This is a genomic window from Pedobacter sp. N23S346, assembly GCF_048515415.1.
GTDB lineage: Bacteria > Bacteroidota > Bacteroidia > Sphingobacteriales > Sphingobacteriaceae > Pedobacter.
The window spans coordinates 67,809-93,373 of the sequence record NZ_JBLYEE010000004.1 but is presented as its reverse complement, the minus strand read 5'-3'; the positions used below and the strand labels follow the sequence as shown (position 1 = coordinate 93,373).

Below are 25,565 nucleotides of genomic sequence, written 5' to 3'. Positions count from 1 at the left end.
TCTAATCCCTGTTTAAACGATTAAAAACAGCTGCGGTAACCAGTCCGCCGATAAGATACCATGCCACTGTAAGCGCTTTGGTTTTATCTGTTTTAGTTACTGGTTTATCATCCAATCCCATTTTATCTGGAAGTTTAATAGCAGCCAAACCAGCTGTTAAGCCTGCAACCGCACTTTTAAGGTAAAGGTTTTTACTGCCAGACATGGCAATGGTGGTATAGTAAATTCCGTTACTAACCAGATCTCCCGCTAACGTAGCTGCATAAAGTCGATTGCCGGTAGGCGCCTCCAGGTTCAGGCTATTCATAGATTTGGTTAAGGCTTCCTCTCCCAATAAATCAACCCTTGGTGCATCACTGTCGAACCTGCGGACAGTTTCATGTAATATATTTAAGGCTGCGGCACCTGCAAAACCTGCTAAAATTGCTTTCAAAACTTTCATGTAATTAAAAGCCAATAAACGGTGAAATTGTTTTGAATAAGGGAGGTTAGATTTGATAGAGCGAACAAAATTGATAATTTAGCTAAAGTTTATTATGAATAAAATATCAATCATCTTTTTGGCTGTATTTGCATAGCGTTTATAAAGTAAAGAATTTTTAGCTTGAATGATCAAACTAGGATTGATAGCCTAGCAACTTTCTAATCTGATAGAAAAACCTTTCTATTAATCTTAAATCTTCAGTTACAATTTCAGCATTTCCTTTTAGTTCTTTGTCAAAAAGAAGCGTTTTATGATAAGAAGTTTTTAGTCCTTTAGGCAATACCACATCCACATAATAATTTCCTTTCTCGTCTGGCGTAAAGGAAATATTTTGAACCCTACCTTCTACAATGCCATATTCTTGAAAGCGATAGTTATCCAATTTGATTAGCACTTTTTCTCCTTTGGCAATCTTGCCAGAATTGATAGCCGGAACAAACATCCTTCCAATCAGTTTTTTTTTATCGTTTGGCAGAATAGATAAAATGGCATCTCCACGTTTTACAAATTGGTTTTCGCCCCAAAATTGCTGAAAGCTAGCCACCCCCTCCGTTGAGGAAATAATTAAATAGTTCTGTTCCCATTCCCTTAACGAACGTCGCAATTGTTCCAATAACTGCAAGGTTTGAGAAGCAAAATTGATTTTATCTTTCTCTGCATTTATTGTCGAACCACTTTTTGTTTTATCCAGATTAAAAATAGCTTCTTTGGTTTGTGATAAAGAGATATCTATATTCTCCAGACTTTGCTGTGCTTGTAGAAATTTAATTTTTTCATTTTCAAATTCAAAAGTGGAGATTACTTTTTGATTCAAAAGTGTTTGGGCCCGTTGGTAATTTTTCTTAATCAGTTCATATTTCTCCAATTCGAATATTTTTTGCCGTTTCAGTGTTGTGATTCTGCTTTTATACGCTGCAATATTTTGAGCAGTGGCTATGTTTTCCGGATCATAAGGTTTGAGCCGTGTAAACAATTTTTCATCCTGAAAGGCCTTGGCAAAATTATTGTAATCGCTTTGCAATTCGCCTAATTTAAGCCTTGATATTTTTTCAATTGGAAAATAAACCAGTTGATCAGCAGAAATGGAATCGATTATTTTTTTGAGTTGTAAAATATCTTTATAGTTAGCTGTTGATTGTAAAATCATCAATATTTCATTTTTCTTAACTTTTTGGTGATCGGTAATAAATACTTTTTCGATTTTAGAATCAGTTCTAACCTGAAGCTTTTCTGGAGGATTTTGAGAAGTAACGATAATTGGAGCTGGTATAAATTCTGGATATTTAATAAAATAGCTCATTAATAATATCATTAAAAGAATACCCAAAATAACCACATTGCCCCAGCGGAACATCCAGTGCGGTGGTTCTGCCAAAACATCCTGCACGGCCTCCGATCGGAGTTCTATTTCATCCAATTTATCTCTTTTAGTTTCCAAGTTCTAGCTGGTTTTTAATTAATCTATAATATTCTCCTTTTTTATGTACCAAATCATTGTGGCTGCCTTCTTCTACAACCATTCCTTTATCCAGCACAATAATTTTATCAGCATGTTTAACAGTAGAAAGTCGGTGGGCAATTACTATGGCTGTTTTTCCTTCGAAAAATCGAGATAAATTCTCGATGATAATTTTTTCATTATTAGCATCTAATGCACTGGTTGCCTCATCAAAAAAAATGTAGTCTGGCGATTTATAAACTGCTCTGGCGATAAATAACCGCTGCTTTTGTCCGCCGCTAACACCTACACCCTCATTGCCGATTTTAGTATTGTAGCTTAATGGTAAGGTTTCGATAAAATCCTGTATGTTGGCAATTTCTATTGCCTTCCTTAATTTTTGCTTATCTATAGTATCATCGCCAACGGCGATATTATTGGCAATGGTGTCATTAAATACATAACTCTCCTGCATGACTACACCGCAATGGCTTCGCCAATACCTTGGTGAAATATTTTTCATATCGGTATTACCAATTTTTATTTCGCCTTTATCTGGCTCATAAAATTTTGTTAAAAGCTTTAATAATGTGGTTTTTCCACTGCCGCTCGCACCCACTATTGCAGTGGTTTTTTGATAGGGAATAGTAAGATTTAACCCCTGGAAAACAAATGAGTCAGATCCTGTATATCTGAATGAAACATTATTTAATTCTATAGCTTTTGGCGGAATTTCGAAATCATATTGTTTTTCCTTGCCTTCTTCATCATCTTTATCATGAATTTCTCCCAACCTTTCCAAAGAAATTTTGGCATCTTGTGTTTGTTTAATAAAATCAATCAACTGCAATAAAGGGCTGTTTAACTGGCCAATAATATATTGCACTGAAAGCATCATGCCCAGCGTAAGATTGCCTTCTAGCACCAATTTTGCGGCAAGAAAACTCACTAAAATATCTTTAATCTGATTGATAAAACCACCACCTACCGATTGCCATTGCTCTAATGAAAGTGACTTGATTCTAATTTTAAATAACTTTACCTGTAAAAATTCCCAGCCCCAACGTTTCTGTTTTTCGGCATTATGCATTTTTATTTCCTGCATGCCGTTAATCAACTCAATTACTGTACTTTGCTCTTGTGCGATTTGAGAGAACATTTTGTAATCCAGTTCCTTTCTTTTTTTAAGAAAAAAACTAATCCAGGCCACATATAGAATAGCACCAAATAAATAAACAACAAACAGGCGATAATCATAAAGCAAGAGTACGATGCTAAAAATGAACAGGTTTACCAGCGAGAAAAGGGTGTTAAGTGATGAGTTGGTTAATAGCTGTTCTATTCTATGATGGTCGTTTATCCTTTGCATAATATCTCCAGTCATTCTTGTATCAAAGAAACTGATGGGAAGTTTCATGAGCTTGATGAAAAAATCGGAGATGATGGAGATGTTAATTCTGGTAGAAAGGTGCAGTAATATCCAGCTTCGGATAATGTCAATTCCCATTTTTCCTAAGAAAAGCATTACCTGCGCCAGTAAAACGAGATAAATAAAGTTAATATCTTGATTTTGTATCCCAACATCAACAATGCTTTGGGTGAGGAATGGAAATATAAGCGATAATAAACTACCCGCTAATAAACCCACAGCCAATTGAATAACAAGTGATTTATATTTTAACAAATATTTAAAAAGAAAAGAGAAACTTGTTTTCTTCTCCTCCTCATCAAAATCATTTTTGTAAAATGATGGACTTGTTTCTAAAATAAGTGCAATGCCTTCTTCAGTGTTATCGTGGGCATTTTCGCCAATCCAATGTTTAATAAATTCTTCTTTCGTATAGGTAATCAGGCCGTAACTGGGATCTGAAACGTATACCTTATTGGCTTTATCAATTTTGTAAACGACTACATAATGGTTTTTATTCCAATGCACCATACAAGGCATTGGTGCATCGGTAACTAACGTATTAAAATTTATTTTAACACCTAACGTTCTAAAACCTAAGGTTTCTGCAGCGTTACTTAACCCGTGTAAACCGCTGCCTTCTCTGGTTGTTTCTGATAGGGTTCTGACTTGTTGTAACGAAATATTTTTATGGTAATGTTTCGCTATAATACGCAAGCAAGTGGGGCCACAGTCTTTTGCATCTGGTTGTTTATAGAAAGGGAATTTTTTAAGCATCTCGATTCAATTGTTGCATGCTATAATTTTGTATTGCTTTCTGCTTAAGCGGATTGGTGCTCCACTCATCCCATTGGTTAGTATATGGGTTATAACCACATTTTAAGGGTTTGGAAATGTCTAACCCTTCATTGTTTTTGTGGGTTTGCTCTGTAAAAGCTCTACAATCTGTACATACGTTACGAAACTCACAGTCTTTGCAAATCTCAATTCCAGCCTTAGTTAGGTTCCAATATTTTTTAAAATCTTGATGGAGGATTGCCTCTTCCAAAGTTGTATTGTTAATGTTTCCGAAGTTACTACGCATTGCCGGACAGTTTTTGATATTGCCATTTATATCAATACCGATTTTTTTATTAAGACAAGAATTATGATTAACGGCTTCTAAAACCTTCATCATGTTTGTATCAAAATACTTTAAGTCTACTTTTCCGCAAGAATTGATTTTTAAATATTGGCTGGTAAAAACCAGGTTAAATTTGAAAACATCCGAGACCTCAAACGGAGCTTTTTCGCATTTATGAAATATCAAACTGTAGATTCTTACACATTTTTCATTTAGGTTTTTCATCATATCTTCATCAACTCCCGAATGATATAGAGAGAAAATTTCTATGCTTTCTAAACATGAGTTATTAAACGTATCCTCTAAGTTCAAAAAATCTGATAGTGAAAGTTCCCTCTCACAATAGATTACCAAATGCCTTATTCCTAAATTTTCTATAGATTGCACCAGCTGCGGCGACAGCACTAAATCAGCAGTTTCAATAAATATATTAGAAATTGTGCTGGCGTCTCTAAACGCCATTGATAGTGGTGGGAAATTTTCATCCCAATTATTTTCAGTAATAAAACCGTACTCTTTTTCCAATAAAAAATTTAGATATTCTTGTGCTATTTCTTTTGATTCTTTATCATAAAAAGAGAATACTTCCTCAATAGAATTGGATTTCAACTCTTCAACAATGTTATTCAATTCTAAAGACTGCAATTCAGAGCTGTTTCGCTGTAAATCAGAAATCAGGATCCTGTTAACACCTTTTGTAATCAAAATATCGCTAAATAAATTAAAGTACTTCATAACAATCTGCTAATTGGCTTATATGGTTTTACAAGCATAAGAAAGTTTGTTTTATAGCGCCCGCATGTGCCATAAAGCACATCGTTACTTTTTTGATTAGTTTTTTTACCTCTGTATTCATCCACAAATTTGAATGTTAGCGGCAACTTGTTTTTTTCTTCGATCTGGTATCTCATAAATATTCGGCAATAGCTTGCTCTGCAGCATAATTACACATGGCTGAAACCCCTAAAAATTGGCCAACGGTATTTACCTCTAAAAAATAAAATTTATCTCCGCTCTTCATAAAATCTATTGAACCACAGTTTACATCCAGTAACACCATTAATTGGTGCGTTTTCTCTTCAATTTCAACAGGAAGATTGTACCTTACATTTCGGTTAGGCTTTTCGAGATTATATTTTCTGAAATCGGTTTTGGTTCGTTCATCATTTTGAGACATTATTGCTGTAGAAAAGAACTCTCCATTCAAATAAAAGCTCCTGATTTCGAAATCCTTTTCAATTTTTTCCTGAAAAAACGTGATAAAAAAACTATCGTCTTCTTGATGCGCTATTACATTGGTATACATAATACTTTCCGCATAATCTTTGTAAGCATTTATGGTGATGTTTCCGGTTAAGGGCTTTATAATTGTTTTATCGAAAACCACCTCAGCTGTATTTTCAGCCAGATAATACTCCGGAACATCTAGTCCTACTTTTTTTGCCTGCTCTAACACCAATAGCTTATTTACCGCGCTATTGTTTTGCTTATTGACGTGCTTTTTAGATTCAATTTTTTTGATCACATAATCCTGTAACCAATGTTGGTGCTCCTGCATGTGGATATCTACAGGCGGGCTATCATATTGAAAATTTTTAAATTTTAATCCCCCTCTTCTGTACCAAACACTGTTTATTTCATCGATGTAAAAATAGTTTCTCTGGCTTTCTATATATATACGTTTTTCTTTCACTTTTATCTCAAACACTTCATCTTCGTCCACCCGAATGAATTTTTTATCCATTGCCAAAAGCCATTTTATAACTTCATTAGTGGTAGTCTCTTGCTTCTTGGATATAATTAATATCACTTTTGTTTATTTACGCCGTGAATAATTTTATATGGGTGCCTCCTATTAAAGAAGGCACCCATACCTTTTTTCAATGATCCTGACTAAATGGAATTTTTGCCCGAATTGATCGGCGAAATTACATTTACACCGATTCTAGTAATTATGAATGGGTTCTCCAGGTGCAAGACGACGGATCTCCCTGTAAAGATATTGACCCGTACCATTTTCGCCCGAATAGTGGTCATATTCTATACAGCCCTCTCCTACGAAGACATTAGATTGAATGTCGGTATAGCCTCCCAACGCCCTTCCTCCATTGATTGACGATAAATCGGTAAGTTTTTGGTTCTCAAGTAAAGAGAAATCTTTCTTCGTTCCTTTTAAATTTTTCATTTTGTTAAAGTTTAATTGATTAGGTAAACTCGCCATCTTACCCTGACGTTTGGGTTTTGCTAATCAGCTTTTATATCTATATTTTTTGTACGTCTACAAAAGCATAAATGATAATTGCTTATTTGCATTTGCGATGAGACAAGCAAGTACGCGTTATTGCTTTAATCATATTTAAACTTCCCTACAAAAAGACATCGATACAAGAGGTAATTAATATGTGAGCTAGTTGAGCCTACATTCGTTAATATTTTATATAAAAGCGCTAAACTTTGAAAAAAAGTGCTTAAAGCTGAATCAGGAATTTAGTTGGTTACGAAAATTGATTCAATTCGTACAATTCTGGGTAAGAAGTCTTCAAATATTAACCAGAGGTTTTTCTCAAAAAAATCTATTTATATATTTAAAAATATTTATAGATTTCATTAAGCCAATCCCGATTACTGAAAATGAATTTTAAAACCGTATTTATCATTTACACTATTTTGAGTTTCCTTTTTGTTTCCGCCTGCAGAAATAAAGAGAAAAATACAAAAGCGAAGACACCAGGAATTCAAAAAGATTATTTATCAGTCATCATATCTTTAGATACCCTGCGATCAGTAAAAGTTAAAAATGTCATTTTCAGGGAAGATAGCTTATTGAGTATTTCTTCCAACAAAGAAGCTAACCCCTACTATCACTATTTTAAGGCAAGAAAATATACCTTGGATAAGAAAATAGACAGCGCTTTGCTGGAGTATCAGAAAATGAAAGTTATAATGCCAGGCAGTGAGGTAGAACTTTTAAAAACCTATGAAATACTCGGTCAAAACATGGTTAACGGGTCGATGGTTGAATCTGCCTTAACCAGCCAGATATTTGCTGCTTTAAAAAAAGCTGAACAAGTAAATAGTCGCTTAACCTATCGGTTTTATGATTTATTGGCACAAGCTTATTTTCAAAACGATAATGAAAAAAAATCTTTGGAATATGCAGCTTTATATTTTGAAAACCATCCTTTTAAAGCTCATCCAGTAATTAAACAGCGTTATTTTGATATTTCTTTCTTATTGGCTTATCGGTTAATGGATGTTGAAAAAATGACCTATTACAATTCGCAGGCCCGGATTTTGGCGCAAAAAAATGGCGATAGTTTGGCGCTGGCCCGTACTTATGATAACGAAGCACAAATTTACAGTCAGCAGGGGCAGCCCGATAAAGCACTGGTTTGTAGTAAAATATATTTTAATTACCTTAAAAAAACCGATGACCTAAACGATATTGCCTTTAATAATCTGGCTACCACTTTTATTCGAAACCACCAACCTGATTCGGCTATTCATTATTATAAAGCCGGGATTGAGTTCGAAAAACGTGATCCATCGGGAAAGCAAAAACCGGTTCATTACAATGGGTTGATTGAGGCCTATAAGATGAAAGGAGATTTCGCCCGTGCGCTTCAGGCAGCAGATTCCGCATATGTTATTGAACTTAGAAATAATAAAGCCATTGAGGCGGTTAAGGTTGCCGAAATGTATGAAAAATATAAAGTTGAAAAAGATCAGAATATAATACAATTAAAAAGCAGTAATAAGCTAAATGAAACCATTATCAAACAACAACGGTGGACACTTTTTTTAATTCTCCTGGTCTTTTTTGGTGTAGTTTCTTTCTTCTTCGTGATCTATCGCCAACAACGACTGAGAGAGAGAAATAAGTTGTTAAGGTCTGAAAACCAGCGGTTAAATATAGAACAAAAGCTCTTACAGGCACAGTTAAATCCTCACTTTATCTTTAATGCCATAGCCAATTTGCAAGGTTTGGTAGCTTCTGGACATATAGATGAATCGATTCGTTACCTAAAGTCGTTTTCTGGTTTGCTGCGGGGCATCCTGGAGCAAAACAGGAAAGATTTTATCGAAATTGATGAAGAAATTACCTCTTTAAACAATTACATTCATTTGCAGCAAATGCGTTATGCCGGTGCTTTCGATTATAAAATTACCATTGATAATCAGCTGGATGTGAATGAAACTTTCATCCCGCCAATGCTGATTCAACCTTTTGTAGAAAATGCCATCGAGCATGGTTTCAGGAACATTTCGCATAAAGGCGTGTTAAACATATCCTTCAAGGTTAAAAATGATTTGTTAAGTATCGAGATAGAAGATAATGGCAGTGGTTTAACTACAAAAGCAGCCGATAAGCAAAAAAAGCAGTCGTTGGCGCAAATTATATTAAAGGAAAGGTTCGATTTACTTTTTACCTCAAAAGGGCAACAAGCACACTTTAAAGTGGAAGATAAAAAAGGATCAGACGCAAAAGGCGTGATCGTTGAAATCATCATCCCAACTATTACTAACTAAATAAGATCATAATGAAAATTTATATTCTGGAAGACGAAGCACGAATTTTGCAGCACATTTTACAAATTGTAAAAAAAATCGACTATCTGGAAGTAGTAGGTTTTGCAGGAGAAATTACCATCGCCAAGAAAGAGATACCAGTATTAAAGCCCGATATTATTCTGGCTGATATCCGATTAAAAGATGGCGATAGTTTCCACTTATTTGATGAAATTGGTGTTGCCGATTTTCAGGTTGTTTTTCTTACGGCCTATGATCAATATGCTATTCAGGCACTTAATTTAGGTGCATTTGGATATTTACTAAAACCAATAGACGACGTATTGCTGATTAACACACTTAACAAGTGCTTTCATCACCGAAAGCATGAAGCCTTTGGAGAACAGCAACTTGCTATTGCAAAGGAACACTATTTGTCGCAAGGAGTTGCTGCTACCAAACGTATCGCTTTGAAAAGTGTAGAATATATTGAGGTGGTTAATATAGAGGATATCATGTTTTGCAAAAGTGATAAAGGTTATACCAGTTTTTATTTGAACAATGGGCGGGAAATTGTGGTATCAAAAGGGCTGAAAGAATATGAAAGTCTGCTTACGCCTTTTGGTTTTTTGAGGTGTCATCAGTCGTATTTGGTCAATTTCAAATATGTGAAGAAATACTATCGTGAGGGTTATCTGCAAATGGAGAATAAAGAAAATATACTGGTTTCCAGCAGGAAAAAAGAAGAGGTGTTGCGGTATCTGGAGAATATCGCTTAAATAGGAATTAAATTAGTGGTGCTAAATAAATAAATCAAAGAGCGCCGTCAATCCCAAGGGGCGGAGAAATCAAAAAACAGTTGTACAATAGTATAATATTGCACTAACAAACCTTAAACGCAGTGGTTTTGTGTTCATAAATGATGGTTCGAAGCCTAAAAGAATTTTGAGCACAAAACGATTGCCGCTGTTTTTTTGATGTGTGTGAGGTGGTGTGAAAAGCCCCTAGCTAGATTGACAAAGCGCTTTGGGTAATTGGCGCTCCAAAATGCGCAGCATTCTTGAACACCGCTAAAAACAATATTAACTGTGAAAAATTACCATGCCTCCGCGGCAAAGAGCGGGCAAAAAATCTTATAAATTAATCGTCCACAAAATAGTCTTTCAGAGGGTTAATTTATTTTATAAAAATCAATATAAATGACGTTTGTGCAGGATATAGGTTCTGCGATATGCAATTCCTGCCGATTTATCTGGAGGTGCCCGCAAGGCGGGGTTCATTTATTTGTCTTGGCCAGACAGGCTTTTTTTTTGGGGCATCAAAAGAAACAAAACCGAGCATTTCTGCGAGCTCATTAATACAGAAAAAAAACAATAAATAACACATTAATAAATGTCGGCTTAAAATTTTTGTTTTAAAGTTGTGGTTAGGCTTAAATAAGCTATCCCCAAAAATTTGTTAGGCCGATTTGAGCGGAACGAAGATGCAATACTTAGGCTTAGCCAGGCGAAAACACAAATAGTAAAAAGATTCATTATCAATTAATTGAAAATAACGTCAATGGTAGTAGTCGTTACAGACCTTGTGTAATAGGCAGTAAATAACTATCGAATGTAGTTAATCCATCGTAGTAGTTTATTCCTGTTTTATCAAAAAAGACTACAAAATTGTGTATTAATTCCTTTAATAACGATGGGTTAAATATATTTGTGAATAAGAGTTGATAATTCAGCTTTAACACATCTCAAACTTTAACCCATGAATAAATTCGAAAGCCGTTACGCCCAAAGCCCAAAAGAAGTTAAACAAATGGACACTGCAACATTGCGTGAAAATTTTTTAATTGAAAACGTTTTTGAGCCCGACCAAGTTAATTTAACCCTATCACATTTTGATAGATATATTGTGGGCGGCGCAATGCCTGTTCATCAGAAACTGGATTTACCAAATCCTGATGATTTAAAAGCGAGTTACTTTTTAGAGCGTAGAGAATTGGGAATGATCAATGTAGGCGGAAAGGCAATTGTCACAGCTGATGGAGAGCAATTCGAACTGGATTATAAAGAAGCCTTATACATTGGAAAAGGAACAAAAGTGGTTTCATTTGAATCGGCAGATGCTGCTGCACCCACAAAATTATACATCAATTCTGCACCCGCACACCATACCTACCCAACCAGAAAAGTAAGTAAAGCTGAAGCAGAAATTGTAGAGCTCGGCACACCGGAAACGGCGAACCATCGTATTATTAATAAACTTTTAGTAAACAGCGTTTTGCCTACCTGCCAGTTGCAGATGGGAATGACAGAATTAAAATCTGGAAGTGTCTGGAATACCATGCCTGCGCATACGCATGATAGGAGAATGGAAGCTTATTTTTATTTTGAAGTTCCACAAAACCAAAGTGTTTGCCATTTTATGGGCCAGCCACAAGAAACCCGTCACATCTGGATGCAAAATGATCAAGCCGTAATTTCTCCAAACTGGTCAATCCATTCAGGAGCAGGAACCAGTAATTATACTTTTATTTGGGGTATGGCAGGAGAGAACCTGGATTATGGCGATATGGATCATTGTGCAATTAACGATTTGAAATAATTAAAGAAATATCATTGTAGTAACGATTATTTCTTCCGCCTCTGTGGAAGGATTTAATTATTCAATAACAAAGAAATTAAAGAATTAAAATGTCAAACATATTTGATTTAGCAGGTAAAACTGCGTTAGTAACAGGCTGCAAAAGAGGCATTGGCAAAGCTATGGCTTTGGCTTTAGCGGAGGCTGGTGCAGATATTATCGGAGTTTCTGCCAGTCTGGAGCTTCAGGATAGTGCAATTGAAAAGGAAGTTTTAGCACTAGGAAGGAAGTTTTATGCCTATCAGTGTGATTTTAGTCAGCGGGAGGCGACGTTATCTTTTGCTGCAAAAGTAAAAACTGATCACCCGGTGATTGATATCCTGGTGAATAACGCCGGAACTATTCTACGTAAACCCATTGCCGAGCATCCGGATGAGATGTGGGATGAAGTGATTGCAGTAAACCAAAATGCTCCTTTTATTTTAACCAGAGAGATTGGTCGGGATATGATTGCCAGAGGAAGCGGGAAAGTTATTTTTACGGCGTCTTTATTGTCATTTCAAGGCGGAATTACCGTTCCGGGTTATGCAGCGAGTAAAGGTGCAATTGCTTCACTTACTAAGGCATTTGCAAATGAATGGGCATCAAAAGGAGTTAATGTAAATGCTATTGCTCCCGGATATATTGCTACAGACAATACATCTGCATTAAGAGAAGATCAGGATAGAAGTACATCCATATTATCCCGTATTCCGGCAGGTAGATGGGGAACACCAGAAGATTTTAAAGGGCCAACATTGTTTCTCGCTTCAAATGCAAGTGATTATGTTCACGGAACGATCTTAACCGTAGATGGCGGTTGGATGGGAAGGTAGGGTTGAGTTTGGAGTCGTGAGTTTGGAGTCTTGAGTCCAAAGTCTCCAGTTGGGAGTCTAAAGTCATGATGCTGAAAGACCGATGTAGGGGTTGGGGTGTTAAGCTCCAGGTCCGTACATCGGTCTTTTTTTTATTAACATTTAAGGTATATCAGGATATTAAGTTTTATCTCGTTAATCTGATATCTTAAAGATTGTTTGGTATAGTATATAGCGATAGCTAGAGATACTTTAACCTAACCCATTGGTTGGTGGCTCACCAACCAGTTTAAATTTTATTTCGTAAACAACCGTCTTCGGACCTCTGTCTTTAAACAAACTAAAAAAGATTATAAATCTCTTTAATGTCTTTCAAAATAGCTTCGAAATCGATTTTTAAATCAATTAATCGGCCAGTATGAATATCAAAAACCCAGCCTTGTACGGTTAAACCTCTTAAAGTAATGGCTTCCTGTACGGCCGCTGTTTTTAATAAGTTTACACACTGCTCCTGAACATTCAATTCTACTAACCTGTTGTAACGGATGCCTTCATCCTCAATTGCGTTTAACTCATCTTTGTGTGTGCGATAAACATCACGGATATTTCTTAGCCATGGATTTAAAATACCCATATCTGCCGGTTGCATAGCAGCCTTAACGCCTCCACAATTGTAATGACCACAAACGATAATGTGCTTTACTTTTAAATGGCGAACCGCATAGTTTAATACCGTCATTACACTTAAATCTACATTGTTTACCAGGTTGGCAATATTTCTGTGAATAAATGCTTGTCCGGGTTGGATCCCCATTAAATCTTCTGCAGTTACCCTACTGTCAGAACAACCAATGTATAAAAATTCAGGCGTTTGTCCCTTTGCTAACTCAGTAAAGTAATCAGGATTGTTGGCTAATTTTCTGCCAATCCATTCTTCATTATTTTTAAAAACGTCTTCTACATTCATGTTTTTCTTTTTAATTTAAGGTAATATATTAGTAAGATGTACCCAGGATTCTTTTGTAATTTATCAAAAATAAAAAAAAGAATCTTTTTCGGAAATTTTCATAGATCGATTCTTTCAACTCAAAATAATCCTTTTCTCAATGGGCTATTTTTATGTTGTATAATCCTTTGCGAATGTTATTTGGCCAATGCGATCCTGGCTAAAGAAAATAAATCAAAGAATTAAATTTCGATAGATCTATTTTATTTAATACTTCTATTAACGGTAAATACAATAGGTCTATTGTAACGCCTATTTAACAAATTTCTACTTCAAAAGTTTGGCGGCTGTTTAACTTGCTAATCAAGTTTATAGCCTAAACGTAGCGCCTGTAGATACAACATGGCAAGGAGAGTTTTAATATAAATCAATGTAGCAGGTACATTGATTTTAAACCATACGGCAGTAAATACCATATAACCGGCAATAGAAAGCAATAATTAATAATGCCGATCTACTACTGAAGAGAGTGTTTTAGAATCAGGGGCTCTAATTTAAATATGAACCTTAACGCGGGAGGCAGGAATGGTTTTTTCATCTGCAACTTTCGAAAGATCTTCTAACGAATAAAGATTAGCCATACACTCTGCAACTGCATTTTTATCCGTATACCAAACGTCTTCATTTGTAAAATGACAAATGCCTTTTCCCATTTCTGTAACGATACTTCCCAGCAATGTTGCCAAGTGGTGTTCGAACAAGTTTCCGGGGTAATATTTGATGGAGAATACTTTTTTAAAGCCTTTAAGTTGACCTTCTATTTCACTGCTAATTTTGATCGGTTTGTAAACCTTCTTTTTCTTTTTACGCAATAGTTTATCGATGAAACTTTGCTTCACCACTTTCTGGCGAACATTCTTCTTTTTAAATTCAGCAAGTTCAAAAGGTTTGAAAGAGGTACTGAACTGTACCTTTAATACGCTGGTATTTAAAATTTCAATACTAGGTTTAGTCCACCTGAATGCCAGAGACAAGATGCTTCTTGGATTTTTAAAAGTAAATGATTGTTCCAGGCTTAACACTTTTTCATGCTGATTTAAGCGTTCAACGATTTCTGGAATCAAATCATTTGTTAGGGAATTGGTGTATATGTTTATATGAGCACTCATATTTTTAATATTAATAAAGATAGTCTGCTTTTAACTCACAGCTTATCTGTTAAGTAATAAGAAGAATTGGGTTAGTTGAAACTGGCCTAAACAAGCTTCTCACTAGTTTATTTAATTAAGATGTGGTTAGAATAAAATTTATTTATTGTATTGCAACATGCTAACGTGATAATTTATAGACCTACAAATATATTCTTTATATTATTGTTTTTTAACTGGTAAACGAATGTTTTACTTAAAACGTTACAGGGTTGAATTATTTTTTTTTAAATACAAGATTATCAACTGTTTATTTTTTTAAATAATCGATAATCTAAGGTATTTACTTGCTGTTGTGGTCTGCAAATAACATTTTTTTATCCATAAGTGATTTCAATGTTCTGTTAAAACTCCTAACGGAGATGCCTAAATAAGCAGCCATGTCTTCTTTTGAGAGGATAATTTGCTCTTCAGCCTGAAGCGTTAATAGTTTTGATAAGCCATATTCGAGCGTATACAATTGTTGAAAAGATGCCCGGGTGCTTGTATGAATAATTCGGGTAGATAATTCCTGTAAGAGGAATTTGGTGAAGTTAGGATTTTTAGCAATCAGCTCAGAAAACACATAATCCGGAATGGCATAAACGGTTACTTCACTTATTGCTTCTACATTACAGAGGCACTCTATTTTTTTTAGCGCTTCTAATTCGCCAATTACCTCTCCCTTGCCTAAAAATTCTATAATGAAATCTTTGCCGTTTTCTTCCGATATGAAACATTTTGTAATGCCATCTTTAATCATATAAATATTAGTGATGGTTTCTCCCTGGCAAACAAATCGGTTTCCGGGTTTGAAGGTTTTAAGCAAGATCTTTGAATCAACATTTTCACGACAAAAGCTTTCAATGAAGGACAGAAATTGGAGGTTCGTTCGGAGCATATTTTGTATGATGGACAAATGTCCTTTATGGAGTGGTTTGGTTATTTTACTTTTGTCGCACTAAAATTAAGCATAAAATGAATAACCAAATTACTGTAATTGCATTTGATGCCGATGATACCCTCTGGGTAAATGAACCTTACTTTCGTGAAGCAGAAGAGCATTTCGCCGCGCTTTTAGAAAATTTCTTGCCCAGGCACAGTACTGTTGTCGAATTGTATAAAACAGAAATTGCGAATTTACCCCTGTATGGTTACGGAATTAAGGGTTTTATGTTGAGCATGATCGAGGCTGTTCTTCGGATTACGGAAGGAAAAGTAGATCCTGCTATTATTCAGAAGGTGATAGATTTAGGACAGGAAATGTTAGATAAACCTGTAGAATTGCTCGATGGCGTAGAGGATGTTTTGAAAGCTTTGCATGGGAAGTTCAGGTTGGTTGTGGCCACCAAAGGTGATTTGCTCGATCAGCAAAGGAAGCTAACGAAGTCTGGTCTTGATCATTATTTTCATCATATCGAGATTATGAGCGATAAGCAGGAGAAAGACTATCAAAAATTAATTAAACACCTGGATTGTAAACCTGAAGAATTTTTGATGTTAGGTAATTCTTTAAAATCTGATGTTTTGCCAGTTTTAGCCATCGGCGGAAATGCCGTTCACATTCCTTTCCATACCACCTGGGTGCATGAGCATATCGACCATACAATAGAACATCCAAATTTTTATCAGATGGAAAATCTATCTGAAGTTTTACTAAAATTAATGATATGAAAGAAAAATTAGATCTTAATAGCTGGATCAGAAAAGACCATTTCGAGTTTTTTAACACATTCGATGAGCCATTTTTCGGAGTGACAGTAGATGTAGATTGTACGGCAACGTATCTGGAAGCAAAAGAAAGAGAAGTTTCATTCTTTTTGCTTTATTTACATAAATCTTTATTGGCCGCCAATAGCGTAGAGCCGTTTCGTTATCGCATTATTGATGGTGAAGTTTGGAAATACGAACAAGTTCATGCCTCTGCAACCATCAACCGTCCTAACGGAACTTTTGGTTTTGGATATATAGACTTCTACCCGGAATTTGAATCTTTTAAAGCTGGGGCAATGGAAGAAATTAATAAAGTGGAGCAGAGTACAGGTTTGATTCCATCATCTGGTGGTGAAAACGTGATCCACTGTTCTGCTTTACCCTGGCTTAATTTCAAATCTATTTCACATGCACGTAGTTTCTCTTTTAAAGATAGCTGCCCGAAATTATCCTTTGGCCAGGTGCGCGATGAAGCCGGGCAGAAAATAATGCCAGTTTCGATTCATGTTAACCACGCCCTGATGGATGGCTTCCATGTTTCACAATTTGTTTCTGTATATCAGGACCTTTTAAATCAGAAAACCAGCGACTTAATTTCAACATAATGAAGGGTTAACATTAAGCTTATAAATTAGGCTAATGTTTCTCCTCGCCGTTGCCATATGTATTTGCTTTTTAGCAATAATAGCCGTGTTTCAAATGGACACTTTTTTTAAGGCGTTCATGTTTTTGGTGCTATTAACGGTTGTTTTTTTTATTCTTTTTCTTTTTATCAATCACCCATTCCCATCGGCATTGAGTGTTATCTCCATTATGGCGGTTTTTGCAATTAAATTTGAGGGTTAAGAGGTAGATAAAAATATTAATTAATTATCATTTGCTTTAGCTAAACTAATTACTATTTTTGCTGCACAAGGGGGATTAGCTCATTTGGCTAGAGCGCTTCGCTGGCAGTGAAGAGGTGATCGGTTCGAATCCGATATTCTCCACCCTTAATATTAAGCCCTTAAATTAACTTTTAAGGGCTTTTTTGCGTTTTGAAACGGTTGTATTAATGTATAGAATAAAATAACCCTTTTTTCTTAAAGGAAATTACTAAGTTACTACACCTTGTTTTTTACTTAAACAAATTACATGACATTAAATACCTTATTGGTGCGTGCTTAAGATCATTACCATGAAAGACTAAACTATAAAATCAGAAGTAGATAAAAGTTCAGGATATCTATTTACCTAATCATTACAAAATCATAACATACCCGTTACGGTTAACCGGGGTGCTAAAACTTAATTTTGCCCGCAGTATGCAACTGGTAAAAGCACTTAAAGAAAACTATAGCAATGCATTTGATATGATTTATAATCAATATCATCAGCAAATCTATGGATATGTACTCCAGCGCTCCCAATCCAGCTACATTGCGCAGGAGGTAACCCAACTCACCTTTATCAAGTTATGGAACAAGCGTGAGGTGTTAGATGATCAGTTAGCTGTCGACCTACAGCTTTTCGGTATGGCCAGGCAAGTCATGATTGATTTACTCCGCAAGGAATCGGTTCGTTTCAAATATGAAGGTCAATCTGCCCACACCCCTTTTACCGATAGCCTCATAGATGCCATTGAGAACAAGGAACTTTTGCGGCTCATTGAAGAAGACATTCAGAATATGCCAAAGATGAGACGCATCATTTTTGAGCTGAGTCGTAAAAATGGCTTGTCGCATAAGGAAATTGCTGAAATGTTTTCCATTTCTCCAAAAGCAGTAGAGCAACATATTGGCAAGGCACTGCTCCAACTCAAGCAACATCTTTATTCGATTATGTTTTAGTTTATGGCATCACAGCTATTTTTTTAGACTGAAAGTTCCTCCAACGCCAGCCCAGGCACAAGCCTCCTGTTCTTTACAGAAATAAATAATATTCATTCGCGTTCAAGCGATTATAGATAGGGTTTTAAGAAACCTTTGGCTATCCAAAGATGCCGCCAATACAGTTTTCCTAAGCTTAGGGGAGTGAAAAATTTCACCAGTCATCAGCTTTCTTATCCTTTCCCGTATTAAATAATTGTTAAGCAGCTAGGGATAACACGCCGAGCCACGTAATCTGGTTATGAAGTTCGATAAAAATAAGCAGGCCAGCCAGGAATCTGAAGACAAAACCACCATCCGTCAGAAGATCTGGCAAACACCTGCTATCATCAACAAACTTTTCAGCGATCGTGGATGGCAACAGTTTGAGGCCAATCCTGGCAAAACTGATGTTCCTTCTGCGCAAATGCTGAATTACCTCCAAACCAAAATCCAGGAGCAGGAACTGGATAAAGCCTGTAGGAAACTCGAAAGGCAACGCAATATTAAGTTATGGTGCTATAGCGGCACAGTGGCGGCCTCCCTTATTTTTATTTTCTTTTTCGGCTTCTGGCAAGCACCTGAATCGAAAAATAATATCAGCCAGATTCAGCCAACCCATCACAAAACCATTACCCGCGATCCTCTCTGGTTAACTATTGAAAATAATTTCAAACAAGTTAAAACGGTGCAGCTGCCTGATCATTCTACCGTTGCCCTTTTTGCCCATAGTCACATTCGCTACCCTAAAAATTTCTCAAGGCAGGCCCGTGAAATCTACCTGAATGGAAAAGCGACATTCTCCGTTCAGAAAGATGCTTCAAGACCATTCAGTGTTTATGCCGCAAGTACGAAAACAACTGCTTTGGGTACTTCCTTTACCATCGATACACGTACCCATGCACACAAAACAGCTATCAAATTGCATAGTGGAAGAATCGTAATTGCTTCTACCTTGCCTACACCAGGTTTTAAAAAGGCATACCTGAGCGGAACGGGCGAAAGCTTTTGCTTTGACAGCAGATATAATACAATCGAAAGATCAAAATCAATCATCATCCCGCTGTCTAAACCTGCCGGGCCTGCAAAAATGAATCTATTGAATATGACTAACAGACCGCTAACAGAAGTGTTCAGCGCTTTGCAGGAAGCTTATCACATCAAAATCAGAATAGGTAGTAGTTCCATTGCCGATATCCAGTACACGGGCAGTATCAATATTGAGCATGATAAACTCAATGACGCATTAGCGGTGATTTGTCTCATTAACGATTTACGTTATGTGACTGAACCGGATGGCTCCTATACCCTCTATACCCAATCTCAAACACCCGCTATTAAAAAATAATAAACCATAACAAATAATGTTTAAACACACACTTCAAATCAAAAAGACCATGTGGTGCTTCCTGTTTCTATGCCTGGGCATGTTACAGGTTAAGGCACAGCAGGAACAAGTTAAAGGTGCCACACAGGATGAGAACGGAATGTTTCTCCCAGGTGTAGGCATCAAGGCGGTGCATACTGGCAATGGAAAAAGCTTTTCCACCAGCTCATCAGATAAAGGGCTTTTCAGCTTTAATACGCTGCCCGAGGGTGGTCCTTATCAATTTATCTTTACCTATGTGGGTTTTCAAGCCGATACCCTTTCCGGATATACCATCGCCAAGGGCAAACCGCTTGCCATTAGCGTAAAATTAAAAGGTATTGCCACGGCACTTCAGGAGGTGGTTATCGGCTATGGCAGAATCGCCAGAAAAGATGTAACCAGTTCCATCACTACCATCAAGGCTGAAGATTTTAATCCAGGTGTATTTAATTCTCCTGCGCAGCTATTACAAGGAAAGGTACCAGGATTGGTGATTTCAACGAACAACAACCCCAATGCCACCCCATCCGTAACGCTTCGTGGTGCATCCACGCTCAGATCGGGAAATGCTATGGAGCCATATTACGTAATTGATGGTGTGCCAGGCGTTTCACTATCACTTATTTCCCCGGAAGATATTGCAAGCATTGATGTACTCCGCGATGCATCTGCAACTGCTATATACGGTTCTAAAGCAGCTAATGGAGTAATTATTGTCACCACTAAAAAAGGGAAGACCAATCAAACCACGGTGAGCTACAACGGTTACGCATCCATCGATAAGGTAGCCAAACGCTGGGACCTCATGGATGCCAGCCAGTATAAAAATTTTGTATTGAACAATGGCTTTTCTTTAGACCCATATGATGATCGTGGTGCCAATACCGACTGGCAAAAAAAAGTGTTGCGTACCGGTGTTTCCCATAGCCACAATCTTTCCGTTATCGGCGGCAGCGAGAAAACAAAGTTCAATGCCAGTGTAAATTACTTCAAAAATAACGGGGTAATCAAAGGTACCGATATGAGTCGGTTGATTGGTCGTACCTGGCTGGAAACAAAAGCATTAAAAGACCGCCTGGAGCTTTCCTTCAATCTGAACGCCAGCATAACCAAACAAAATGATGTTCCATCGCAGGGACAAGGACTCAGCGTTTACGATGCCATGGCTTACTATTTGCCTATATCTCCGGTTAAGAACAATGATGGTTCCTGGTTCGAATATCCCCAGCGTTCGCAATATGCAAATCCGGTTTCACTTATCGAGGAAAATACCATTTTTAATAACACCAAATTGCTCCAGGCGCATGCCAGGGGTAGTTACCTGATTCTCCCGGGATTTAAATATAACCTCGATCTGTCTCTGCAAAACAAACAGTTTAACCAATCTATCTATAACTCTTCGAAGTCTATGTTGGCAACCGGCATGAACGGAAGGGCCAACAGATCCGCTGTAGAAGATGAAAGAGTAGTGATAGAAACCAATTTTAGCTATGAAAAAATCTTTGGGCGGCATAAAATTACAGCCCTGGTAGGGTACTCATGGGAAGAAAACAATAATAACGATGGTTTTCAACTGTCTACCTACAACTACTATAGCGATGACCTGCTTTACTATAATGCAGGGTTGGCCAATAATGTTGATGTGAATGCTCTGGGAGGTTATAACCTTTCTACCCTCCGGATGATTTCACTTTATTCGAGAATCAACTACGCACTGGATGGAAAATATCTCCTTCAGGCTACTTTGCGCCGAGATGGCTCTTCTGCCTTTGGCAGCAACAACAGCTGGGGTACTTTCCCTTCTGTTTCGGCCGCATGGCGTATCTCAGAAGAACCTTTCTTAAAGTCGAGCCAGGTGTTTGATGACCTGAAACTTCGTGCTGGATACGGCGTTAGTGGCAATTCAATGGGTTTTGATGTATTCACCGCAACTCAGGTGTATGGCGCTACAGGCTGGTTTACCAATGCTGCCGGAAATCAGTTACGCACCCTGGGCGCCATTAGAAATGCCAATCCCGATCTGCGCTGGGAACGCACCGGAATGTTTAATGTAGGTTTAGATTTTGCCGTATTCAGGAACCGCCTGAGTGGCTCGGTAGAATATTATAATAAAAATACCTCCGACCTTATTTATGATTATCCGGTTTCTACAACCCGATATTTGTATAACTTGTTAACCACCAATGTTGGCGAAATTAATAACAAGGGTTTTGAGCTCAGCTTAAATGGCGCACCTGTAAAGGGAAAAGATTTCGCCTGGAACACGGGTATCGTGCTTTCGCACAATACAAATAAGGTAGTAAAAATTTCCAACAGTGAATTTACGGTAAACTATATCGACCTGGCTGATTTAGACGGTGCAGGACAATCAAATGCTAAACAGCAAAGATTAATTGAAGGTTCGCCTATTGGCCAATTCTATACATGGGAATGGGCTGGTTACAATGATAAAGGAATATCTACCTTTTATGTGCACGATAAAGTTACTGGCGAACGTACCGGCGAAACCACTACAACACCGTTGGATAAAGATCGTGCTGCTACGGGCAGTGCGCAGCCTAAATATACTTTAGGATGGAACAACAACTTCACCTATAAAAATTTAAGCCTTGCAGTATTGTTCCAGGGAGTATTTGGGAATAAGATCATGAATGCTTCCCGGGCACGCTATTCTAATGTGGTGGGTAATGCCGGAAACAAGAACTTATTGGTTAGCGTGCTGGAAACAGAAAAGGTTACCGATATCAATGCACATTACCTCTCAGACCGGTATCTGGAAAAAGGCGACTACCTGCGTCTGTCGACAATATCACTAGGTTATAATTTCAAAAAGATCGGTAACAGTCTTAATAATCTCCGCCTGTTTGCCACGGTGAACAATGCCTTTGTTTTAACCGGATATAAAGGCCTTGACCCTGAAGTTTACCTCGGCGGCATTACCCCAGGCCTGGATAACCGCCAAACCTATCCGAGAACACGCACCTTTATGCTGGGCCTTAATTTTAATCTATAACAAGGAGAAACAACAATGAAAACCTATATTAAATCACTTATTATACTCGTTTTAGCCACCTCAACTATGGGCTGTTCAAAACTCGATGTAGACATTAAATCACAGTATACCGCCTTTCCTAATTCACCGGCAGCTGCAGAAGCCGTTTCAGCAGATGTATATAATGCCTATCGGGGTGCCATGGGGCGCGACCACTGGATGGCACAAACCCTTTCATCTGATGAAGCCGTAAGTGTGGCCATGGGTACAGACTGGTATGATGGCGGTGTTTACCGGGAATTTCACCTCCATAATTGGAGTGCAGATAATAACATGTTACCGGGCATATGGAATTCTGCCATGACCGGGATTACCTCATGCAATAAAGTGTTGGCTTTGTTTGGCGATGACGAAAGCACGAACGCGGCACCCATACGTGCCATGCGTGCCTATTATTACTTTATCCTCATGGATAATTTTGGTGCAGCACCCATTATTACTAAGCTGGTAGAACAGCAGCCAGACCGTTCACCCCGCGCCGAAGTATGTAAATTTATTGAATCAGAATTACTTACCGTGATCAATAAACTCCCTACCAATGTAGATGCTGGTACTTACGGAAAAGCTACTCAGTATATGGCTGCTGCTTTATTAGCCAAAGTATACCTGAACTGGGCGGTTTACAACAGCATTGACCCTGCGAATTATACGCCGGGCCTTACCAATGATAAACTGCAACGTGCAGCAGAGATGTGCGACCTGATCATCAAATCCGGAAAATTTAACCTCAGCGACAAGTTCCTTAGTAAATTCCGTCCGGATAATGGTCCGCAGGTTAAGGATTTTATTTTCGCAATGCCTTTTGACCGGGACAGACAGCAAGGCATGACTTATAGCCGCTTCTGGATTCACCGGAGTGCACAAAAACAATTCGGCGATTTGCCACAAAGTGTAGGTGGCACCTTTCGTTGCCTGCCAAGCTACCTGGATAAATTCAATCTTCCGGGAGATGATAGAAATGCATCTTATATTGGTGGCAAACAATATTATTGGGCAAACTATGCCCCTACTACCAATCCTTTACTCATCAACACATCGAAAAGGGGAATAGATCAGGATTATACAGGTAGCGATGCCGATAATAAATTTGACTGGCAGCTGGAAATTACCAGAGACATTAACCTTCGACCAAATGGTGCAGCTACACTGGATGTTGGAAACGATCAGAAGGGGCGTTCTATGGGCTATCGATCAATTAAGTTCTACATGGATATTAACGTAACTGCTGCACAGAACCGTAACCAAAGCAATGATGTACCTATTTTTAGATATGCCGATATATTGTTAATGAAAGCAGAAGCTCTTCTTCGAGGTGCTGCGGCAACAAATGGCGAAACGCCGGTATCATTGATTAACCAAATCAGGCGATACGTTAATGCACCTGTATTAACCACAATCCCCACACTTGATGACCTTTTAGATGAGCGGGCACGTGAGTTTGCAGATGAGTCTTGGAGAAGAAACGATCTGATCCGCTTCGGTAAATTTGAAGATAACTGGGGTTTTCGCAACCTTTACGCAGTTGGCTTTTCACAAAAATTCAGGCGGATCTTTCCGGTGCCAACAACTGTTTTAAACCTTAATACCAATTGGAAACAGAATATGGGTTATTAAATAGAAATTAAATCCTTAAGACATGCTGTATCATTATTTGCATTTTATTCCGGGTTATGATAACGTTAAGCCAACAGCGCTTGATGGGAATGATTATCTGCAGCGGATCAAAATAGTTATAAGGAAAATGAAGAGGAAAGAATGTGGTTCAAAAAAGTAAGGAACCACATTCTTTAGAGTATAAAATTAAATTAAAACACTTTTGAAAAGTATTACTTTTTTTGGCTAAAAGATAATTCCTAACACTACTTTATCGATTCAGAATATACGAAAGATAGTAACAATAGATAGTAGTAACATTGATACAATTACCTCCGAAGATTTAAAGAGATTACCTCAAGTTGTAAAGAGCGAAATAGTGGAGGTATAAATATATTAAGGATCAAAAATCTAGACGATTAGCAAAATTATTACTAATTAAAAGCCTACAAGGCCATGGTCGATATGCTCTTATTAATAAATATTTTAGTGAAAGGACCGCATGTTTTGTTTAATTTACTCGTTTTTTAAACTTGTGATTTCATGAAATTCATGGATAAACTGTTCAAGTTGTTTGCTGGTTCGGAGTGATGCGATGGTTAACAGATCGGTTTTGTCAGGCGATTCGGGTTTTTTGAACCTTAGGTTGACTGCGGTTCTGGTGTAAATAAAGTTTGTATAGATCCGCACGGTTTCGATGCGAATGAAGTCTTCGAAATGATAGTGTTTATTTAAATAAGCCAGCGTTCCGGTTCTTTCAATGGTTTGCGCGGTTTTATTGAAAATGACTTTTGTAAAGGCTGCAGCGATACAAAAGAATCCAAATAGGAAGAAGGCTGATCCGCCTAAAAGGGCTCCGATCGGGCTTTTGAAAATTAAAGTAAAAAACAGTACACCGAATAAAATAAAAAATGTACCCAATATGATCACTCCTGTTTTTTTACTTTTTAGAAGATAGGAACCTTGATCATAAACGAAATACCGATAGGAAATCATAGCTGGTGGGGTTGAGGTTTTTAAAGTTTTGTGGTGCTGTGGTTGTAAAGGTAATTGCATTGGTTTCTATTTTTTTTAATTTTTGGAAATTAAAAGGATTGAACCAAACGGGTTGTCTTGGGTGTAGTGATTTTTAAGGTGCTGCTAGTCACCTGGCAATGGTGATCGGTCAGGGGGGAAAGGATACTGATCATTAGTATTGTTGGTATTGGTGTTTGTTGTTGGTATTGTTGTTTGTTGCTTTTATTGTTGGACGCTGTGGATATTGGGTTGGAGGCGCTGGAACGCTTTGCTTTAAGTTTTTTGATCTAAATGCCTTTTGCTGCCGTTTTCAATGACCGTTTGGATGTTATTTCGTTCTTTTTTGCGGCTAGGCATAAAGGAAATTGATACTGCTGATTAAGAAGATGAACTGGGTTTATAAGGGTTAATTTGAATAATTGAATGCAATTATTCAAATTAACCCTGG

At 37.4% G+C, this 25,565-nt stretch carries 20 protein-coding genes and 1 tRNA gene; 11 read left to right on the top strand and 10 right to left on the bottom strand.

Annotated features, from left to right (window positions below):
• Nucleotide 1: 1 nt before the first annotated feature.
• The 6 genes from ACN1CD_RS09320 to ACN1CD_RS09295 all read right to left on the bottom strand — a co-directional run bounded on the left by ACN1CD_RS09320 (nt 2) and on the right by ACN1CD_RS09295 (nt 6,674).
• Nucleotides 2-442 (bottom strand): hypothetical protein, encoded by a 441-nt coding sequence (locus ACN1CD_RS09320; RefSeq protein WP_419130120.1) that lies wholly within the window; start codon nt 440-442, stop codon nt 2-4.
• A 175-nt stretch (nt 443-617) separates the two neighbouring features.
• The gene (locus ACN1CD_RS09315; protein WP_419130119.1) at nt 618-1,922 is read right to left on the bottom strand and encodes an HlyD family secretion protein; all 1,305 of its coding nucleotides are present in this window, start codon (nt 1,920-1,922) and stop codon (nt 618-620) included.
• On the bottom strand, nt 1,912-4,107 hold the full coding sequence (locus ACN1CD_RS09310; RefSeq protein ID WP_419130118.1) for a peptidase domain-containing ABC transporter: 2,196 nt from the start codon (nt 4,105-4,107) through the stop codon (nt 1,912-1,914). The genes ACN1CD_RS09315 and ACN1CD_RS09310 overlap by 11 nt, the downstream gene beginning before the upstream one ends.
• On the bottom strand, nt 4,100-5,188 hold the full coding sequence (gwsS, locus tag ACN1CD_RS09305; protein ID WP_419130117.1) for a grasp-with-spasm system SPASM domain peptide maturase: 1,089 nt from the start codon (nt 5,186-5,188) through the stop codon (nt 4,100-4,102). The genes ACN1CD_RS09310 and gwsS overlap by 8 nt, the downstream gene beginning before the upstream one ends.
• 172 nt (nt 5,189-5,360) lie before the next feature.
• Nucleotides 5,361-6,263, bottom strand: a complete 903-nt coding sequence (gene gwsG / locus ACN1CD_RS09300; protein ID WP_419130116.1) for a grasp-with-spasm system ATP-grasp peptide maturase — start codon at nt 6,261-6,263, stop codon at nt 5,361-5,363.
• A 135-nt stretch (nt 6,264-6,398) separates the two neighbouring features.
• On the bottom strand, nt 6,399-6,674 hold the full coding sequence (locus ACN1CD_RS09295; RefSeq protein WP_419130115.1) for a TIGR04139 family peptide modification target: 276 nt from the start codon (nt 6,672-6,674) through the stop codon (nt 6,399-6,401).
• A gap of 410 nt (nt 6,675-7,084) precedes the next feature.
• Between ACN1CD_RS09295 and ACN1CD_RS09290 the strand changes: the two genes are divergently transcribed.
• From ACN1CD_RS09290 to ACN1CD_RS09275, 4 genes are all read left to right on the top strand, one after another.
• Nucleotides 7,085-8,983: a histidine kinase gene (locus tag ACN1CD_RS09290; protein ID WP_419130114.1), complete on the top strand. Its 1,899-nt coding sequence runs from the start codon at nt 7,085-7,087 to the stop codon at nt 8,981-8,983.
• A gap of 11 nt (nt 8,984-8,994) precedes the next feature.
• Complete coding sequence (locus ACN1CD_RS09285; protein WP_419130113.1) at nt 8,995-9,741, top strand: LytR/AlgR family response regulator transcription factor; 747 nt, start codon at nt 8,995-8,997, stop codon at nt 9,739-9,741.
• Between the two features lie 979 nt (nt 9,742-10,720).
• Entirely contained in the window at nt 10,721-11,560 is an 840-nt protein-coding gene (gene kduI / locus ACN1CD_RS09280; protein ID WP_419130112.1) for a 5-dehydro-4-deoxy-D-glucuronate isomerase, read from the top strand.
• An 89-nt stretch (nt 11,561-11,649) separates the two neighbouring features.
• Entirely contained in the window at nt 11,650-12,414 is a 765-nt protein-coding gene (locus tag ACN1CD_RS09275) for an SDR family oxidoreductase (protein WP_419130111.1), read from the top strand.
• Nucleotides 12,415-12,733: 319 nt separating this feature from the next.
• Here ACN1CD_RS09275 and ACN1CD_RS09270 read toward each other — a convergent pair whose 3' ends face one another.
• The 3 genes from ACN1CD_RS09270 to ACN1CD_RS09260 form a co-directional block, all read right to left on the bottom strand.
• The gene (locus tag ACN1CD_RS09270) at nt 12,734-13,360 is read right to left on the bottom strand and encodes a carbonic anhydrase (RefSeq protein WP_419130110.1); all 627 of its coding nucleotides are present in this window, start codon (nt 13,358-13,360) and stop codon (nt 12,734-12,736) included.
• A 533-nt stretch (nt 13,361-13,893) separates the two neighbouring features.
• Nucleotides 13,894-14,508 (bottom strand): hypothetical protein, encoded by a 615-nt coding sequence (locus tag ACN1CD_RS09265; RefSeq protein ID WP_419130109.1) that lies wholly within the window; start codon nt 14,506-14,508, stop codon nt 13,894-13,896.
• A gap of 322 nt (nt 14,509-14,830) precedes the next feature.
• Nucleotides 14,831-15,355: a Crp/Fnr family transcriptional regulator gene (locus ACN1CD_RS09260; RefSeq protein WP_419130108.1), complete on the bottom strand. Its 525-nt coding sequence runs from the start codon at nt 15,353-15,355 to the stop codon at nt 14,831-14,833.
• Between the two features lie 149 nt (nt 15,356-15,504).
• On the opposite strand from ACN1CD_RS09260, the gene ACN1CD_RS09255 reads away from it, so the two are divergent.
• From ACN1CD_RS09255 to ACN1CD_RS09225, 7 genes are all read left to right on the top strand, one after another.
• A complete protein-coding gene (locus tag ACN1CD_RS09255; protein WP_419130107.1) occupies nt 15,505-16,200 on the top strand; it encodes an HAD family hydrolase in 696 nt (231 codons plus the stop codon).
• Nucleotides 16,197-16,844, top strand: a complete 648-nt coding sequence (locus ACN1CD_RS09250; protein WP_419130106.1) for a CatA-like O-acetyltransferase — start codon at nt 16,197-16,199, stop codon at nt 16,842-16,844. Before ACN1CD_RS09255 ends, ACN1CD_RS09250 begins: the two co-directional genes overlap by 4 nt.
• Before the next feature lie 310 nt (nt 16,845-17,154).
• A tRNA-Ala gene (locus tag ACN1CD_RS09245) sits at nt 17,155-17,228 on the top strand.
• 315 nt (nt 17,229-17,543) lie between these two features.
• A complete protein-coding gene (locus ACN1CD_RS09240) occupies nt 17,544-18,068 on the top strand; it encodes a sigma-70 family RNA polymerase sigma factor (RefSeq protein ID WP_419130105.1) in 525 nt (174 codons plus the stop codon).
• Between the two features lie 280 nt (nt 18,069-18,348).
• The gene (locus ACN1CD_RS09235; protein WP_419130104.1) at nt 18,349-19,434 is read left to right on the top strand and encodes a FecR family protein; all 1,086 of its coding nucleotides are present in this window, start codon (nt 18,349-18,351) and stop codon (nt 19,432-19,434) included.
• 16 nt (nt 19,435-19,450) lie between these two features.
• On the top strand, nt 19,451-22,468 hold the full coding sequence (locus tag ACN1CD_RS09230; RefSeq protein WP_419130103.1) for a SusC/RagA family TonB-linked outer membrane protein: 3,018 nt from the start codon (nt 19,451-19,453) through the stop codon (nt 22,466-22,468).
• 15 nt (nt 22,469-22,483) lie between these two features.
• Entirely contained in the window at nt 22,484-24,121 is a 1,638-nt protein-coding gene (locus tag ACN1CD_RS09225; protein WP_419130102.1) for a RagB/SusD family nutrient uptake outer membrane protein, read from the top strand.
• A gap of 495 nt (nt 24,122-24,616) precedes the next feature.
• Here ACN1CD_RS09225 and ACN1CD_RS09220 read toward each other — a convergent pair whose 3' ends face one another.
• Complete coding sequence (locus ACN1CD_RS09220) at nt 24,617-25,156, bottom strand: hypothetical protein (protein ID WP_419130101.1); 540 nt, start codon at nt 25,154-25,156, stop codon at nt 24,617-24,619.
• Between the last annotated feature and the right edge of the window lie 409 nt (nt 25,157-25,565).

Coding starts and splice junctions, on each gene's coding strand:
- ACN1CD_RS09275 (WP_419130111.1), top strand. CDS start 11,650: ATGTCAAACATATTTGATTTAGCAGGTAAAACTGCGTTAGTAACAGGC.
- ACN1CD_RS09295 (WP_419130115.1), bottom strand. CDS start 6,674: ATGGCGAGTTTACCTAATCAATTAAACTTTAACAAAATGAAAAATTTA.
- ACN1CD_RS09290 (WP_419130114.1), top strand. CDS start 7,085: ATGAATTTTAAAACCGTATTTATCATTTACACTATTTTGAGTTTCCTT.
- ACN1CD_RS09220 (WP_419130101.1), bottom strand. CDS start 25,156: ATGCAATTACCTTTACAACCACAGCACCACAAAACTTTAAAAACCTCA.
- ACN1CD_RS09265 (WP_419130109.1), bottom strand. CDS start 14,508: ATGAGTGCTCATATAAACATATACACCAATTCCCTAACAAATGATTTG.
- ACN1CD_RS09270 (WP_419130110.1), bottom strand. CDS start 13,360: ATGAATGTAGAAGACGTTTTTAAAAATAATGAAGAATGGATTGGCAGA.
- ACN1CD_RS09320 (WP_419130120.1), bottom strand. CDS start 442: ATGAAAGTTTTGAAAGCAATTTTAGCAGGTTTTGCAGGTGCCGCAGCC.
- ACN1CD_RS09225 (WP_419130102.1), top strand. CDS start 22,484: ATGAAAACCTATATTAAATCACTTATTATACTCGTTTTAGCCACCTCA.
- ACN1CD_RS09250 (WP_419130106.1), top strand. CDS start 16,197: ATGAAAGAAAAATTAGATCTTAATAGCTGGATCAGAAAAGACCATTTC.
- ACN1CD_RS09255 (WP_419130107.1), top strand. CDS start 15,505: ATGAATAACCAAATTACTGTAATTGCATTTGATGCCGATGATACCCTC.
- ACN1CD_RS09285 (WP_419130113.1), top strand. CDS start 8,995: ATGAAAATTTATATTCTGGAAGACGAAGCACGAATTTTGCAGCACATT.
- ACN1CD_RS09230 (WP_419130103.1), top strand. CDS start 19,451: ATGTTTAAACACACACTTCAAATCAAAAAGACCATGTGGTGCTTCCTG.
- ACN1CD_RS09240 (WP_419130105.1), top strand. CDS start 17,544: ATGCAACTGGTAAAAGCACTTAAAGAAAACTATAGCAATGCATTTGAT.
- ACN1CD_RS09235 (WP_419130104.1), top strand. CDS start 18,349: ATGAAGTTCGATAAAAATAAGCAGGCCAGCCAGGAATCTGAAGACAAA.
- kduI (WP_419130112.1), top strand. CDS start 10,721: ATGAATAAATTCGAAAGCCGTTACGCCCAAAGCCCAAAAGAAGTTAAA.
- ACN1CD_RS09310 (WP_419130118.1), bottom strand. CDS start 4,107: ATGCTTAAAAAATTCCCTTTCTATAAACAACCAGATGCAAAAGACTGT.
- gwsS (WP_419130117.1), bottom strand. CDS start 5,188: ATGAAGTACTTTAATTTATTTAGCGATATTTTGATTACAAAAGGTGTT.